The organism is Hydrogenophaga sp., from assembly GCF_031426985.1.
In the GTDB taxonomy this organism is placed as follows: Bacteria; Pseudomonadota; Gammaproteobacteria; order Burkholderiales; family Burkholderiaceae_C; genus Hydrogenophaga.
The window spans coordinates 69,952-84,889 of record NZ_JASJOY010000059.1 but is presented as its reverse complement, the minus strand read 5'-3'; the positions used below and the strand labels follow the sequence as shown (position 1 = coordinate 84,889).

Here is a 14,938-nt window from a genome sequence, read left to right as displayed (position 1 = left end):
GCGCCGGGCTGGATTCGCGCAGTGCCATCAGGCCCGGGTCGCCGAAGCAGCCGATGAGCACCGCGTCGGGCGCCGCTTCCGGGCCTGCGATGGCGGCGGCCCAGGCGTCCAGCGCGGCGTGGCCGGCGACCGCATAGCTGGCCTCGTCGGCGATGTAGGGCGCACCGAAGCGGGCGGTGACGGTCTTGACGAGCACATGCGAGCCGGCGGCGGCCTGCACGTGCGTCTGCAGCAGGGCGCTCACGCGCTCCGAGGTGTTGGGGTTGATGACCAGTAGACGCTTCATGGCGAAGGGGCGCTGTTCGGGACACACCGCGGAACTGGCTCTGCCAGGCCGCAGCTGTGGTCCCTCCATCGGGGGGAAGCCGCGAAGCGGCGCAGGGGGGCTTTCATGTGCCTCCGAACAGCGCCAGCAGGTCGGGCGCCGCTTCGGGCGTGGCGGAAAAGCTCAGCTGCGCCTGAAGCCGATCCAGGTGCTCGCGCATCAGGCGCGCGGCCTCTTTCGCATCGCGCAGCTGGATGGCCGCGAGCAGGGCGCGGTGTTCCTGGCAGCCGCAGGCGGTGGCGTCGTCGCGCGCCTGGATGTGCGGCGCGCTGTAGGCCATGAGGATGAGCGAGGTGCGCGAGACCAGCTCGCGCAGGATGCCGCCCAGGGTCTGGTGGCCGGCGTGTTCGGCGATCTGCAGGTGGAAGTCGCCCGAAAGGCGGATGGCGCGGCGCATGTCGCCGGCCTTGCGTGCGGCTTCCTCGTCGCGGATGCAGTGCTTGAGCGCCTGGATGTGGGCCGCGGTGGCGCGCGCGATGAAGCGCTCGACCAGCAGCGGCTCGATCATGCGCCGCACCTCGAACACCTCGCGCGCTTCGGCTTCGCTGGGTTCGGCAATCGCCGCACCGCGGTTGGGCGTGAGCGTGACCACTTTTTCGTTGGCCAGCCGCACCAGCACCGGCCGGATGCGCGTGCGCGAGACGCCGAAGGCCGCCGCCAGCCGGTCCTCCACCAGCTTGGTGCCGGGGGGCAGCTGGTGGTTGAGGATGGCCGAGACCATGCGCTCGTAGATCGCCTGGTCGGACAGCGGCGTCGCGGCTGGCTTCATTTCTTCTTCAGCCAGAGGGCCAGGCCCACTGTCACCGCCATCACCGCGAACGACACCACGGTGGTCACGGTGCCCAGCGCGTAAATGGCCGGCGTGGTGACCGTGGCGGTGAGGCCCTGCAGTTCCAGCGGCAGGGTGTTGACGTCGCCGATGGCCTGCGAGGTGCGGGCGATCTCGTCCCAGCTGAGCGTGAAGCCGAACATGCCGACGCCGACCACCGAGGGGCCGATCAGGGGCAGCACCACGTGGCGGAAGGTCTGCCAGGGCGTGGCGCCCAGGTCGCGCGCCGCCTCTTCGTACGCCGGGTTGAAACGGTTGAACACCGCGAACATGATCAGCAGGCCGAAGGGCAGCGTCCAGGTCAGGTGCGCACCCAGGGCCGAGGTGAACAGGCCCAGCGCGGTGCCGTACTCCTCCAGCGTGGTGGTGGCGCCCACGGCTTCGAGCAGCCACTTGAGGCCGCCATCCAGCAGGCGGAACTGCAGGCCGATGCCCAGCGACACGATGATGGACGGCATGATCAGGCTGGCCACGGTCACGTAGAACAGCGCATTGCCACCGCTGAGCTTCTTGCGGAACGCCAGACCGGCCAGCACCGACAGCACGACGGTGAAGGCCATGACCACCGCGCCCAGCACCAGCGAGCGGGTGAACGCGGCCCCGATGTCCACCGTGCCCAGGCCCTCGGCCAGCTGGCGGAACCAGTGCAGCGAAGTGCCGCGCAGCGGGAAGGTGAGGCCACCCTCCGGCCCCTGGAACGAGAGCACGAAGATGACGAACATCGGGCCGTACATGAACAGCACGAACAGGGCGAAGACCGCGGCCAGTGGCCAGAAGCCGGCGGCACGCGCATCGGAGACTCGGGCTTGCATGGTCACAGCTCCTTGCGAATGTCGACAAGGCGCGTCAGGCCCCAGATGATCATCAGCACGACGGCGAGCAGGATCACCGCGTTGGCCGCGGCCAGCGGGAACTGCAGGTACGACGTCTGCACCTGGATGATCTTGCCGACCGAGGCAATCTGCTGGCCGCCCATGACGCCGATGGTCACGAAGTCGCCCATGACGATGGTGATGACGAAGATCGAGCCGATGATGATGCCGGTCTTGCACAGCGGCACGATCACGTTCCAGAGTGTCTGCCAGCCGCTGGCACCGGCGTCGCTGGCCGCTTCGAGCAGGCTGCGGTCGATGCGCATCATGCTGTTGAAGATGGGCACGATCATGAACATGGTGTAGAGGTGCACGAAGGCCAGCACCACCGAAAAGTCGGAGAACAGCAGCCACTCGATCGGTGTCTCGATCAGGCCCATGCCCTGCAGGCTCTGGTTCACCAGGCCGTTGCGGCCCAGCAGCGGCACCCACGAGATCATGCGAATCACGTTCGAGGTCCAGAACGGCACGGTGCACAGGATGAACAGCGCCGTCTGCATGCCCGGCGAACGCACATGGAAGGCCAGGAAGTACGCCACTGCAAAGCCCAGCACCAGGGTGATGCTCCAGACCAGCAGGCTGAACTTCAGCGTGGACAGGTAGGTGGACAGCGAGACGCAGAAATCGCCATGTTCGGTGAGCGTGGAGCAGCCTTCGAAGATGGCGACGTAGTTGCGCAGCGTGAACGCCGGCAGCAGCTCGTACTCGTTGAAATCCCAGAAACTGACCATCACGATCAGCCCCAGCGGAATGAGGAAGAACAGCACAAACACCAGCGTGAACGGCGCCGCCTGCCACCAGGCGTGCAGCGTGCGGTTCGGGCTGTCGGCGACAGGTCCGGCGGTGGCGGTAGGTGTGCTGCTCATGGAGAAAACCAATCAAGGGAAGAAAGCGAGCTTGGAGCGAGACTTCGCGGCGAGCGCAGCGAAGCCCCCTCCAGGCCACCGCGGAACCGGCTTTGCCGGGCCGCCAGTGGCGCCCCCCTCCGGGGGGTGACGCCGCAGGCGGCGCGGGGGGCAGAGTTCGTCACGCAGCGACGAACTCGTTCCACTTCCTCACCATGTACTCGTTCTCATCCATGACCGCGTTCCAGCAGGCGATGCCGCCCATGCGCGCTTCGTAGCTGCCGCCGTCGCGCACCGCGCCGGCCTTGGCCAGCACGTCGCCGTTGGGGCTCTTGATGTCCTGCGAGGCGGGCTTGCCTTCCATCCAGTAGGCCCACTCGTAGGCTTCCATCTTGGACTTGGCGGTGTCCAGCACGGCGCTGTAGTAGCCCTGGCGGTTGAGGTAGGCGCCGGCCCAGCCGTCGAGGAACCAGTTGATGAACTCGTAGGCGCCATCGAGCTTGCGGCCCGACAGGGTGGCCGGCAGACCGAAGCCGGCGGCCCAGGCGCGATAACCCTCTTTGAGCGGCTGGAAGTTGCAGGCAATGCCCTTGGTGCGCACGGCGGTCACGGCCGGGCTCCACATGGACTGGATCACGACTTCGCCGGACGCCATCAGGTTGACCGACTCGTTGAAGTCCTTCCACAGCGCGCGGAACTGGCCGGCCTTCTTGGCTTCGATCAGGGTCTTGATCGTCAGGTCGATCTCGGCCTTGGTCATGTTGCCCTTGTCCTTGTACTTGTGGATGCCCATGGCTTCCACCACCATGGCCGCGTCCATGATGCCGATGCTGGGGATGTTCAGGATCGCGGCCTTGCCCTTGAACTCGGGGTTCAGCAGCTCGGCCCAGCTGGAGATGGGGCGCTTGATCAGGTCGGGGCGGATGCCCAGGGTGTCGGCGTTGTAGACCGTGGGAATCAGGCTCATGAACTGGGTCGGCGCCTTGGCGAAGACCTTGCTCTTCTCGCCTTCGAGGAAGATCACCTTCTTGGGCGCGGTGCCCTGGTCGCCCACGGCCTTGCCGGCCACCATGCCGGTGGTGAACAGCGGGGTGATCTTGTCGGCGTTCTTGATCTTCTTGACGTCGATGCCCTTGAGGTTGCCGGTGGGCACGATCTTCTTGAGCGAGAAGTACTCGGTGTCGATCAGGTCGAAGCTGTTCGGCGCGGTCACCGCGCGCTTGGTCACGTCGTCGGTGGTCACCGCCACGTACTGGATCTTGATGCCGGTGTCCTTCTCGAACTTCTCGGCGATGGTCTTGTCCTGGTTCACCGCGGTGCCCAGGTAGCGCAGGGTGATCTTCTCCTGCGCGATGGCCGGCGAGAGGCCGCTGGCCAGGATGCCGGCCATGCCGGCGGTGCCTTGCAGCAGGCTGCGGCGCGAGAGGCCGGCGGTTTGGATGTCGGTGGAATCGGACATGGGAGAACTCCTAGGGTGGGTGGGGAGGGGAGAGAGGAAAAGGTGAAGCTCAGGCGGCCAGCGCATGGGCCTGGGCCGGGTCCCAGCTCAGGTCCACGCATTCGCCGGGGGCGTAAGGGCGCTGCACGAAATCGGCCTCGGGCAACATGACCGACACCGGGCCGGTGGCGGCATCGCCTTGCAGCGCCAGACCCAGCAGCACGTAGGTGCCCTGGTACTCCACGTCCTGCACGGTGGCGGGCCAGCCGGTGCTGCTGGCGGGCGCCAGGCGGATGTGGTCGTTGCGCACCGCCACCTTGCCGGCGGTGGTGTTGAGCACGTTGTGGCCGCCCATGAAACGGGCGACGAATTCGCTGGCCGGGCGGTTGTAGACGGCGTGGGGCGAGCCGACCTGTTCGATGCGGCCATGGTTCATCACCACCATGGTGTCGGCCAGCGCCATGGCCTCTTCCTGGCTGTGCGTGACGTGGACGAAGGTCAGGCCCAGTTCGCGTTGCCAGTGGCGCAGTTCGGCGCGCATCTGGACGCGCAGGAAGGGGTCGAGCGCGGACAGCGGCTCGTCCAGCAGCAGCACGCGCGGCTGGGTGATGAGGGCGCGCGCCAGCGCCACGCGCTGCTGCTGGCCGCCCGAGAGTTCGCCCGGCTTGCGTTGCGCCAGATGCCCCATGGCCACGCGCTCCAGCAGGTCCTGTGCGCGGGCCAGTCGTTCGGCCTTGGCCACGCCTTTCATCTTGAGGCTGAAGGCCACGTTGTCCAGTGCCGAGAGGTGCGGGAACAGCGCGAAGCTCTGGAACATCATGGCCGTGCCGCGCGCGGCGGCGGGCAGCGTGGTGATGTTGCGGTTCTCCAGCAGGATGTCGCCGCTGGTCGTGCTCTCGTGGCCGGCGATCATGCGCAGCGTCGTGCTCTTGCCGCAGCCCGAGGGGCCGAGCAGGCAGCAGTAGCTGTTGGCGGCGATGCGCAGGTCGATGGCGTCGACCGCGGTGGCGCCCGGGCCGTACTGTTTGGTCAGGGCCACGAGTTCGACGGCGGCGAAGGGGGCGGGTGGGGATGCGTCCATGCCATGCCGTCTTGCACGAGCCGTGCCAGCCGTTTTGTATGCAATCCGCACAAGATTGCATACAAAACGGCACCGGCTTTGTGCACAGATGGCTGGCCGCCGTGCGCGCCGGCTGGCGTTGGTGCACACGCACCGCCGCGAAGTGCACCACCCTGCGGCGCGACCCACCGCGGGGCGCACCGCCCTGGGCCGATAATCCGGCCATGCGAGTGCACTTCACCAAAATGCAGGGCGCGGGCAACGACTTTGTCGTGCTCGACGAGACCCGTGGCCGCCTGGGCCTGAGCGCGGCCCAGTACCGTTTCCTGGCCGACCGCCACTTCGGCGTCGGTGCGGACCAGATCCTGTCGGTGCGCCCCGCGCCCTCGGCCGGCGTGGACTTCGAATACGTGATCCACAACGCCGACGGGGGCGAGGTCGAGCATTGCGGCAACGGCGCGCGCTGCTTCGTGCGCTATGTGCGCGATCAGGGCCTGACCGATCGCAATCCGGTGCGCGTGAAGGTGAAAAACGGCGAGATCAGCCTGCGCCTGAACGACGACGGCCGTGTGACCGTGGACATGGGCGCGCCCATCTTCGATCTGGCGCGCGTGCCCTTCGACGCCGCGGGTCAGACACCCGCGCCGATGGGCAACTTCGAGCGCTGGGCCTTGCCGCTGGCAGGTGGTGATGTCGCCCCGGTGGCCGTGCTGTCCATGGGCAACCCGCACGCGGTGCTGCTGGTTCAGGATGTGGACACCGCGCCGGTGGCCACCTGGGGCCCGCAGATCGAACGCCATGCGCAGTTCCCCGCCCGGGTGAACGCCGGATTCCTTCAGGTGCTCGACCGCTCGAATGTGCGCCTGCGCGTCTACGAGCGCGGCACGGGCGAGACCCTGGCCTGTGGCACCGGCGCCTGTGCGGCGGTGGTGGCCGGCATCCGCCTGGGGCTGCTGGATGCAACGGTGAACGTGCAGACCCACGGCGGCGTGCTGACCATTCAATGGCAGGACACCCCCGGGCACGACGCGCCGGTCTTCATGACCGGCCCCGCCACCTCCGTTTTCGAGGGCGAGATCGACGTCCCCGACCTGGCCTGAACCCTTTGCCGCACACCACCATGACCGAAGCCTCCATTCCCCCGATCACCGAAGACGACATCGCCAACTACCTGGCCAACACGCCCGACTTCTTCGAGCGCCACGCCAGCCTGCTGGCGGCCGTGCAGCTGACCAGCCCGCACGGCCAGCGCGCGGTGAGCCTGCAGGAACGCCAGGCCGAGATGCTGCGCGAGAAGATCAAGGGGCTGGAGATGAAGGCGGCCGACATGATCCGGCACGGCCACGAGAACACCGCCATCGCCGACCGCCTGCAGCGCTGGACGCTGCAACTGCTCAACACCCGCGAGGCGGCCGAACTGCCTGAGGTGGTGGCCGACGGCGTGGCCGCACACTTTGGCGTGCCGCAGGCGGTGGTCAAGGTCTGGGGCGTGGCGCCGGGCTTTGCCGCGCTGCCCTGCGCCCAGGGCGCCAGCGCAGACGCGCCGGCGTTTGCGACGTCGCTGTCCAAACCCTACTGCGGTGCCAACCGCGGGCTGGAAGCCGCCACCTGGCTGGCCGACCCGGCGGCGGCCGCGTCGCTGGCGCTGATCCCGCTGCGCGCCGGTGACGGCCCGCAGGCGTTTGGCCTGCTGGTGCTGGCTTCGCCCGATGTGCACCGCTTCGCGGCCGACATGGGCACCGACTTCCTCGAACGCATCGGCGAGCTGACGGCCGCCGCTCTCACCCGGCTGAGACCATGACCCCCACGCTGGGCACGCCGTGTGCTGCGCTGCCCCAGGGCCGGGGAGGGACCCGGTCCTTGCCGAGTCCGGGGGCTGGCCTGCCCTGGGGCGGCCCGGCGGCAGGCCGTGCGCGGGCATGAACGCATCGGCCACCGACGCCGAGCTGGTCCAGGCCTACCTGGACCATGTGCGGGTGGAAAAACGCCTGGCCGAACGCACCGTCATCCTCTACACCGCCGACCTGGACAAACTGCAGGCGAACGCCCAGGCCGCCGGGGTGGCCCTGCGCCAGGTGCAGAACGCCCACATCCGCCGCTGGGTGGCGCAGATGCACAGCGGCGGCCGCAGCGCGCGCGGCATCGCGCTCATCCTCTCGGGCTGGCGCGGGCTCTACGTCTGGCTGGGCCGCCAGGGCCTGATCGAGCACAACCCGGTGCAGGACGTGCGTGCCCCCAAGGCCGGCAAACCCCTGCCCAAGGCGCTGGGGGTGGACGACGCGGTGCAACTCGCCTCGCATGTGCAGGCAGACGACGACCCGCGCCTGGAAGCGCGCGACCGCTGCATCACCGAGCTGCTGTACGGCTGCGGCCTGCGCATTGGCGAACTGGTGGGGCTGGACGTGGCCGCGAGTGGCACCGCACGTGGCTGGATCGATGCCGAAGCTGGTGAAGCCCATGTGCTGGGCAAGGGCAGCAAGCGGCGCAGCGTGCCGGTGGGCCGCGCGGCGCTGGCCGCGCTGGCGCAGTGGCTGGCCGTGCGGGGCGACTGGGCGAAGGACGACCCGGCGCTGTTCATCGGCAGCCGCGGCCGGCGCCTGACGCCCCAGCACATCCGTGTGCGGCTCAAGCGCCGGTCCATGCTGGCCGGCCTATCCACGCCGGTGCATCCGCACATGCTGCGCCACTCCTTCGCCAGCCACGTGCTGCAGTCCAGCGGTGACCTGCGCGCGGTGCAGGAACTGCTGGGCCACGCCAGCATCGGCACCACGCAGGTCTACACCCGGCTGGACTTCCAGCACCTGGCGCAGGTGTACGACGCCGCGCATCCCCGCGCCAAGGGCCGCGGCCCGGCCAAGTCCTGAGAGGGGGGCGCCGCCGCGTCCACCGGGAATACCCGCTGTGGCAACCGGGTGGGGTGATGAAAAATGTTGGTTGCAAATATTATTGCTTCCTTCTTTTTAATGTGATCCCCCTGACTGGAGACGACATGCCCCGACTGCTGATGGCCTTCAAGGCCGCTTTGCTCGCCCTCTTCATGGCAGCTGCCGCGCCGTCGCACGCGGCCGACGACGTCATCAAGACCGTTTACCACCTCAGCGAGGGCATTCCGCAGGCCTCGCGTGCGGTCAACAACATCCGCAACCACTTGGCGGCCGACCCGAAGGTCAAGATCGTCGTGGTGACGCACGGGCTGGGCATCGACTTCCTGCTGCAGGGCGCCACCAACCAGATGGAGCAGCCCTTCGCCGGCGCCATCGCCGATCTGGCCGCCAAGGGCGTGGAATTCCGCGTCTGCAACAACACCCTGGCCTCGCGCAAGATCGACGCCGACAAGGTGGTGCTCGAAGCCAAGATCGTGCCCTCCGGCGTGGCCGAGGTCGCCAAGCTGCAGGCCCGCGAGGGTTTCGTCTACCTGAGACCTTGACGTAGAACCTTCCCCCCCCCCCCCTTCACCCCCAAGGGGGCGGCACTGGCGGCCTGGCAAAGCCAGTTCCGCGGCGCCCTGGAACGGATGCCCCTCCCTCGCACCATCCCCTCGGCGGCGCGACGTGTCTGGTTCGAGGATGCGGTGGAACCGGCTTCGCCGGGCCACTCGCATCGCCCCCTGGGGGGTGACGCCGCAGGCGGCGCGGGGGGAAGCCTCGTTCCTGCGCGGGGGGGACAATAGGCAGGATGAAAACCATCCGACTCAAGCCCGGCAAAGAACGCTCGCTGCAACGCCGCCACCCCTGGGTGTTCGACGGCGCCATCGCCAAGGGCGGCGCCGACACCGGCGAAACCGTGCGCGTGGACAGCCATGAGGGCGAGTTCCTCGCCTGGGGCGCGTACTCGCCCAGTTCCAAGATCCGCGTGCGCGCCTGGAGCTTCGACCAGACCCAGCGCATCGACGCCGCCTTTTTTCACGACACGCTGCGCCGCGCCATCGCCCTGCGCGAGCGTATGGGCATCGCCAGCAACGGCCTGCGCCTGGTGCATGGCGAATCCGACGGCCTGCCGGGTCTGGTGGTCGACCGTTACGGCGACACCCTGGTGGCGCAGTTCGGCGCCGCGGGCGTCGAACGCTGGAAAGACGCCATCGCCGACGCGTTGCTGGCACTGACCGGCTGCACGCGCCTGTACGAACGGTCGGATGCCAGCTCGCGCGCGCTCGACGGCCTGCCGGAGGTGACGGGCTGGCTGCGCGGCGACGGCCCCACCGCCTTTGAACTGGAGGAGCACGGCTGGCGCCTGGGCCTGGACATCGCACTGGGCCACAAGACCGGCTACTACCTCGATCAGCGCGACAGCCGGCTGGCGCTGCACGACTACACGAAGCGCCTGCAATTCGCGCAGGTGCTCAACTGCTTCAGCTACACCGGCGGTTTCTCGGTGGCGGCCCTGGCCGGCGGCGCCGGGCACGTGACCAGCATCGACTCGTCCGGCCCGGCGCTGGAACAGGCGCGCGCCAACCTGCTGCTCAACGGGCTGGATCCGGCGCGGGCCACGTTCCTCGATGCCGATGTGAACGCTTCGCTGCGGCAGTTCGTGGCCGAAGGGCGGCAGTTCGACGCCATCGTGCTCGACCCGCCCAAGCTCGCCCCCACGGCGGCGCACGCCGAACGCGCCGCCCGCGCCTACAAGGACATCAACCGCCTGGCGTTCAAGCTGCTGCCGCCGGGGGGCGTGCTGTTCACCTTCTCGTGTTCGGGGGGCATCGGTGTGGAGCTGTTCCACAAGATCGTGGCCTCGGCCGGGCTGGACGCCGGTGTGGACGGCGCCATCCTGCAGCGCCTGGGCGGCGCCTGCGACCACCCCATGACCATCAACTTCCCCGAGGGCGAGTACCTCAAGGGGCTGGTGGTGATGAGGAAGCTGTGAGCCCCACGCTCCGCCGCTGCGCGGGTCGCTGCCCCCGAGGGGCTGATCCGCCTTGGGGCGGCTCGGCGGCGGATCGACGGTGCTGTCGTGGGTTTTTCGTCTCTGCACTACACTCCCGGCCTGCTTTTTGCTAACGGAACCCGCCATGTCGCTCATCCCCGCCACCATCCTCACCGGCTTCCTTGGCTCGGGCAAGACCACGCTGCTCAAGCGCGTGCTGACCGAAGCGCACGGCCAGAAGATCGCGGTGGTCGAGAACGAGTTCGGTGAAGAGAACATCGACAACGAGATCCTGGTCGCCGACACGCAGGAAAACATCATCCAGATGAGCAACGGCTGCATCTGCTGCACCATCCGCGACGACCTGCGCGCCACGCTGGCCGATCTGGCACAGAAAAAGCGCAAGGGTGAGCTGGACTTTGATCGGGTGGTCATCGAGACCACCGGTCTGGCCGACCCCGGTCCGGTGGCGCAGACCTTCTTCATGGACGACGAGGTGGCCGAGCAGTACCTGCTGGATTCGGTGCTGACCCTGGTGGACGCCAAGCACGCCGCCCAGCAGCTCAACGACCGCCAGGAAGCGCGCCGCCAGGTGGGTTTTGCCGACCAGATCTTCATCAGCAAGGCCGACCTGGTGTCCCAGGACGACGTGGACGCGCTGATCCACCGACTCAAGCACATGAACCCGCGCGCGCCCATGCGCACGGTGCACTTCGGCGAAGTGGCGCTGAGCGAGGTGTTCGACCTGCGCGGTTTCAACCTGAACGCCAAGCTCGACATCGACCCCGACTTCCTCAAGACCGATGACGAGCATGATCACGACCACCACGATCATGGCCACGAGCACCACGATCATGGCCACGAGCACCACGACCACGCGCCCGGGGAAGCCTGCAACCACCCCTCGCACCAGCACGATCACGCCCACGGTCACCACCATCACCACGACGACGACGTGAAAAGCTTCGTCTACCGGGCCGACAAACCCTTCGACCCCGCCAAGCTGGAAGACTTCCTGGGCGCCATCGTGCAGGTCTATGGCCCGCGCATGCTGCGCTACAAGGGGGTGCTCAACATGCAGGGCACCGACCGCAAGGTCATCTTCCAGGGCGTGCACCAGCTCATGGGCAGCGACCTGGGGCCGGTCTGGGCCGAGGGTGAGGCCCGCATGAGCAAGATGGTCTTCATCGGCATCGACCTGCCCAAGGACATCCTGGTCCAGGGCCTCGATCAGGCGCTGGTCTGAGCCGCCGCGTCGGCTGCGCACCTCAGAAAGCAGGCCCGCCGTGTTCTTTGTCTCGCTTCTCCAACGCCTGGGCTTCCCGTCCTTGGGCATGTCAGTGCCCACTGCTGCGCCGTCGTTACAATCGCCGCCCAAGCCGGACGCCCCGCGTCCGGCCAGGCCTGCCGTGAGCCTGCGGGCCGAGCGCTCGCCGGTGACGCAGCGCAAACGGGGTATAACCACAAGAGGGTCGGCTTTGCCGACCACACCGGACACTGCGGCTGCCAAGGGCCGCGATGTCCCGCCCCCTGAGCAGGCTTCGTCAGGCACTGAGAGGAGACCCCTTGTGAAAGCCCCGGCCACCCGGACAGCGAAATCCACCAAAACCGCCACAACGGCGGTCAAGGGGCACGCATCCCAGGCAACAGCGCCTGCGGTGGTCAGCAAGGCTGCGGGTAAAACCGCAGCCAAGGCCGTTGAGGCGAAGAAGTCGGTCGCCAAACCCACCGTCCAACCCGCCGCGAAAGCGGCCACCAAGCCGGCGGCCAAACCCGCTGCAGCACCTGTGGCCAAGAAGGCCGCAGCCCCGGCCGTGTCCAAGACCTCCCCCAAGCCGGCCGTCAAGGCTGCGGTGCCTCAACCGGCCGCTGCCAAGAAGGCCGTCCCTGTCAAGGCGGCGGCCCCGGCCGTTGTCAAGCCCTCCAAGCCCGCCCCCAAAGCGGTCCCCGCACCCAAGGCCGTCGCCAAGACGCCGGCCAAGGTCAGCCCGCCGCCACGCGCCGCTGCGCCTGCGCCCTCCAAAACCAGCAAAGCCGCCGCCACGCCCGTTCCGGCTGTGGTTGAGCCCACGCCGAGGCCATTGGGCAAACGCGCGGCCAAAAAGGTGATGATGGAGCAGATGACCCAGGCCGCCGTGGTGCCCACCCATGCCCCCGATGCCGCGAAGGCGACCTTTTCCACCATGAACGACCGTGTAATGACCCCTCCCGCGCCCTCCAGCATCCAGAAAGACCCCAAGCGGGCCAACAACTGGAAGACCCTGTCTGTCGACCAACTGACCGACCAGGACGTGCAGGCCATGCCCGACAGCGAGTACATGAACGATGTGCAGATGGCGTTTTTCCGCCGCAAGCTGTCGTTGCTCAAGGCCGACATGCTGGCCAACGCTGGCGAGACCACCGAGCACCTGCGCGAAGACACCGTGGTCGTGCCCGACCCGGCCGACCGCGCCACCATTGAAGAAGAACACGCGCTGGAACTGCGCACCCGCGACCGCGAGCGCAAGCTGCTCAAGAAAATCGAGCAGGCTATCGCCCGCATCGACTCGGGCGACTACGGCTATTGCGAAGAGACCGGTGAACCGATCGGTGTCGGCCGCCTGATGGCGCGTCCCACGGCCAGCCTGTCGCTCGAAGCGCAGCAGCGCCGTGAACTCAAGCAGAAGATGTTCGGAGACTGATTCCCGCACCCGCTCCCCGCATCTCTTCTTTCCGAATCGACGCTGAGTCTTCATGTCCAAGGACGATTCCAACGGCGGCTTCCTGTCCAAGGTGGTGAAATTCGTGCGCCACCCGACCACCAGCTGGTCGGACCTGGACACGCGTGCAGCCGACCGCGAGAGCGAATACAGCAAGGCCGCGCTCAAGGAGATGATCGAGCGCAAGCGCCGCAACGACTTTGTGCGCAAGCGCGAATTCGACATGCTGCGCAAGATCCGCAGCCGCGAAGGCATGGGTGAGAGCGCCCAGGGCGTGCGGCCCTCGTTTTTCCAGAGCAGCTTGCCGTCCAAGCCGGACGACCGGGCCATGACGCTCAAGAAGATCGACGAGATCGAAGCGCAGATGTCGATGCAGTGGTGGAAAACCAAGGGCCCGGACTCCCTGGTCACGGGTTCGAGCCTCAATTCGGGGGCGCACACCACCGGGGGCACGCCGCTCGATCGCAAAGAAGGTGTGGCCAAGGTGTCCCCCGCGGCCAAGGCCGAGGCACAGCGCCGCAAGGCCCAGTACAACGAAACCGAGCCATCGCCGTTGCCAGAAGATCCGTCCGGCGAGGCTTCGACCCGGCCGGAGCCGGGCGTGGCAGGCCGCCGGCCGCCGTCGGCCCCGGCTGTCCAACAGGCGCGGGGCAGCTACAGCCACCCGGGCGAGAGCCTGCCGCCCGACCAGGTGCCGCCACCTCCGGCGCCTGTGCCGTCCACGGCCCGCACCGGCCTCATGGCGGCCAAATCGGCTTCGGCCGAGGCCAGCGGCAATTCCGTGTTCTCGGCTTCGCACTTCTACGCGCTGGACGTCCAGGAGATTGCCCAGGATCCCGAGGTGGAGGAGGCGGCCATCCGTTTTGCCAATGGCGATGACGCTGGCGCCGAGCAAGGCCTGCTCGACACCCTGAGGGGGGGCGATGCGCGCCTGAACCAGCTGGACGACTGGCTGGCGCTGTTCGACCTCTACCGGGCCACCGGCCAGTTGGCGCCGTTCGAAAGCCAGGCGGTGGACTTTGTCAACCGCTTTGGCCGGTCGGCGCCGCAATGGTTCGACATGCCCAGCCTGGTCTCCAGCATGACCGGCAAGGTGTACAAGCCTTCGACCGGTCCGAGCCGGGCCGTCTGGGTCTGTGAAAACGACATCGATGCCCACGCCGTGGGCACGCTGCAAAACGTGCTCTTGCGCGCCAGCCAGCCCTGGGTGCTCGACTGGTCGCCGATCGAGTCCATCGACGTCAAGGCCGCGCGCGCGATGCTGGGCATCTTCACCCTCTGGGGCGACCAGGACGTGGAGCTGCGGTTCCAGGGCTCTCCCGAGCTGCGCGAACTGCTCAAGACCTTGACCCCGTCGGGGCGGCGCGACATTGAGCAGCTGTGGTGGGAACTGCGCATGGCGGTGTTGCGCGTGATGAACCGCCCCGACGAGTTCGAGCTCACCGCGCTGGATTTTTGCGTCACCTACGAGGTGTCGCCGCCCGGCTGGGAAAGGCCCCGCTGCCACTTTCAGGCGCTGTCCAGTGGCACGTCCGACGAAGAAGGTGGCTCGGTGCTGGGCGAGGCGATGCTGGAGCAGGTGCCCTCGGGCTTTGCTCACGACTCGGTCCTGGACAGCCAGGGTTCCGAATTCAACAACCTGGGCCTGGTCGAGCTGTCGGGTGAAATCCGGGGCGATCCGCAGGCCACGCTGGAGACGCTGGAGCGCCGCCTGCAGGGCGCGGACGTGATGATCATTTCTTGCCGCAACCTGATCCGGGTGGACTTCTCGGCCGCCGGCACCTTGCTGAACTGGGTCACCGGTCACCACACGGAGGGCCGCATGATCCAGTTCGTGGACGCGCACCGCCTGGTGTCGGCTTTCTTCCACGTCATCGGCATCACCGAATACGCCAAGGTGGTCGTGCGGAACGATTAGTTTTGGTCCCCCCCGCGCCGCCTGCGGCGTCACCCCCCAGGGGGCGGCGCTGGCGGCCCGGCAGAGCCGGTTCCGCGGCGCCCTGGAACGAC

14 protein-coding genes are annotated in these 14,938 nt (G+C 67.9%); 8 read left to right on the top strand and 6 right to left on the bottom strand.

Annotated elements, in window-relative coordinates; translation table 11 throughout:
- The 6 genes from RMP09_RS08515 to RMP09_RS08490 all read right to left on the bottom strand — a co-directional run.
- A partial coding sequence (locus RMP09_RS08515) for an aspartate/glutamate racemase family protein (RefSeq protein ID WP_310565549.1) occupies positions 1–286 on the bottom strand: 286 nt, incomplete at its 3' end.
- A 103-nt stretch (positions 287–389) separates the two neighbouring features.
- Positions 390–1,094, bottom strand: a complete 705-nt coding sequence (locus RMP09_RS08510) for a GntR family transcriptional regulator (protein ID WP_310565548.1) — start codon at positions 1,092–1,094, stop codon at positions 390–392.
- On the bottom strand, positions 1,091–1,966 hold the full coding sequence (locus RMP09_RS08505; protein WP_310565547.1) for an ABC transporter permease: 876 nt from the start codon (positions 1,964–1,966) through the stop codon (positions 1,091–1,093). Before RMP09_RS08505 ends, RMP09_RS08510 begins: the two co-directional genes overlap by 4 nt.
- A 2-nt stretch (positions 1,967–1,968) precedes the next feature.
- Complete coding sequence (locus tag RMP09_RS08500; protein ID WP_310565546.1) at positions 1,969–2,892, bottom strand: ABC transporter permease; 924 nt, start codon at positions 2,890–2,892, stop codon at positions 1,969–1,971.
- 160 nt (positions 2,893–3,052) lie between these two features.
- Positions 3,053–4,330, bottom strand: a complete 1,278-nt coding sequence (locus RMP09_RS08495; RefSeq protein WP_310565545.1) for an extracellular solute-binding protein — start codon at positions 4,328–4,330, stop codon at positions 3,053–3,055.
- 49 nt (positions 4,331–4,379) lie between these two features.
- On the bottom strand, positions 4,380–5,390 hold the full coding sequence (locus RMP09_RS08490; protein WP_310565544.1) for an ABC transporter ATP-binding protein: 1,011 nt from the start codon (positions 5,388–5,390) through the stop codon (positions 4,380–4,382).
- 203 nt (positions 5,391–5,593) lie between these two features.
- Here RMP09_RS08490 and dapF point away from each other — a divergent pair, with 203 nt between their 5' ends.
- The 8 genes from dapF (at position 5,594) to RMP09_RS08450 (ending at position 14,846) form a co-directional block, all read left to right on the top strand.
- Positions 5,594–6,469, top strand: coding sequence for a diaminopimelate epimerase (dapF, locus tag RMP09_RS08485; RefSeq protein ID WP_310565543.1), 876 nt, complete (start codon positions 5,594–5,596; stop codon positions 6,467–6,469).
- 20 nt (positions 6,470–6,489) lie between these two features.
- Positions 6,490–7,170, top strand: coding sequence for a DUF484 family protein (locus RMP09_RS08480; RefSeq protein WP_310565542.1), 681 nt, complete (start codon positions 6,490–6,492; stop codon positions 7,168–7,170).
- Positions 7,171–7,288: 118 nt separating this feature from the next.
- Positions 7,289–8,233: a tyrosine recombinase XerC gene (locus RMP09_RS08475; RefSeq protein WP_310565541.1), complete on the top strand. Its 945-nt coding sequence runs from the start codon at positions 7,289–7,291 to the stop codon at positions 8,231–8,233.
- A gap of 125 nt (positions 8,234–8,358) precedes the next feature.
- Positions 8,359–8,796: a DsrE family protein gene (locus RMP09_RS08470; protein WP_409559701.1), complete on the top strand. Its 438-nt coding sequence runs from the start codon at positions 8,359–8,361 to the stop codon at positions 8,794–8,796.
- A gap of 248 nt (positions 8,797–9,044) precedes the next feature.
- A complete protein-coding gene (locus tag RMP09_RS08465; protein ID WP_310565540.1) occupies positions 9,045–10,229 on the top strand; it encodes a class I SAM-dependent rRNA methyltransferase in 1,185 nt (394 codons plus the stop codon).
- Between the two features lie 145 nt (positions 10,230–10,374).
- Positions 10,375–11,475 (top strand): GTP-binding protein, encoded by a 1,101-nt coding sequence (locus RMP09_RS08460; RefSeq protein ID WP_310565539.1) that lies wholly within the window; start codon positions 10,375–10,377, stop codon positions 11,473–11,475.
- A gap of 322 nt (positions 11,476–11,797) precedes the next feature.
- Positions 11,798–12,910 carry an RNA polymerase-binding protein DksA gene (gene dksA, locus RMP09_RS08455; RefSeq protein ID WP_310565538.1) on the top strand — a complete coding sequence of 371 codons (1,113 nt, stop codon included), beginning with the start codon at positions 11,798–11,800 and terminating at the stop codon, positions 12,908–12,910.
- Between the two features lie 52 nt (positions 12,911–12,962).
- The gene (locus RMP09_RS08450; RefSeq protein WP_310565537.1) at positions 12,963–14,846 is read left to right on the top strand and encodes an STAS domain-containing protein; all 1,884 of its coding nucleotides are present in this window, start codon (positions 12,963–12,965) and stop codon (positions 14,844–14,846) included.
- The last annotated feature ends 92 nt before the right edge of the window (positions 14,847–14,938 follow it).

What these genes read in the sequence shown, in the direction of transcription:
- RMP09_RS08475 (WP_310565541.1), top strand. Translation starts at nt 7,289, where the DNA reads ATGAACGCATCGGCCACCGACGCCGAGCTGGTCCAGGCCTACCTGGAC.
- RMP09_RS08450 (WP_310565537.1), top strand. Translation starts at nt 12,963, where the DNA reads ATGTCCAAGGACGATTCCAACGGCGGCTTCCTGTCCAAGGTGGTGAAA.
- RMP09_RS08505 (WP_310565547.1), bottom strand. Translation starts at nt 1,966, where the DNA reads ATGCAAGCCCGAGTCTCCGATGCGCGTGCCGCCGGCTTCTGGCCACTG.
- RMP09_RS08470 (WP_409559701.1), top strand. Translation starts at nt 8,359, where the DNA reads ATGCCCCGACTGCTGATGGCCTTCAAGGCCGCTTTGCTCGCCCTCTTC.
- RMP09_RS08500 (WP_310565546.1), bottom strand. Translation starts at nt 2,892, where the DNA reads ATGAGCAGCACACCTACCGCCACCGCCGGACCTGTCGCCGACAGCCCG.
- RMP09_RS08510 (WP_310565548.1), bottom strand. Translation starts at nt 1,094, where the DNA reads ATGAAGCCAGCCGCGACGCCGCTGTCCGACCAGGCGATCTACGAGCGC.
- RMP09_RS08465 (WP_310565540.1), top strand. Translation starts at nt 9,045, where the DNA reads ATGAAAACCATCCGACTCAAGCCCGGCAAAGAACGCTCGCTGCAACGC.
- dapF (WP_310565543.1), top strand. Translation starts at nt 5,594, where the DNA reads ATGCGAGTGCACTTCACCAAAATGCAGGGCGCGGGCAACGACTTTGTC.
- RMP09_RS08490 (WP_310565544.1), bottom strand. Translation starts at nt 5,390, where the DNA reads ATGGACGCATCCCCACCCGCCCCCTTCGCCGCCGTCGAACTCGTGGCC.
- RMP09_RS08495 (WP_310565545.1), bottom strand. Translation starts at nt 4,330, where the DNA reads ATGTCCGATTCCACCGACATCCAAACCGCCGGCCTCTCGCGCCGCAGC.
- RMP09_RS08480 (WP_310565542.1), top strand. Translation starts at nt 6,490, where the DNA reads ATGACCGAAGCCTCCATTCCCCCGATCACCGAAGACGACATCGCCAAC.
- RMP09_RS08460 (WP_310565539.1), top strand. Translation starts at nt 10,375, where the DNA reads ATGTCGCTCATCCCCGCCACCATCCTCACCGGCTTCCTTGGCTCGGGC.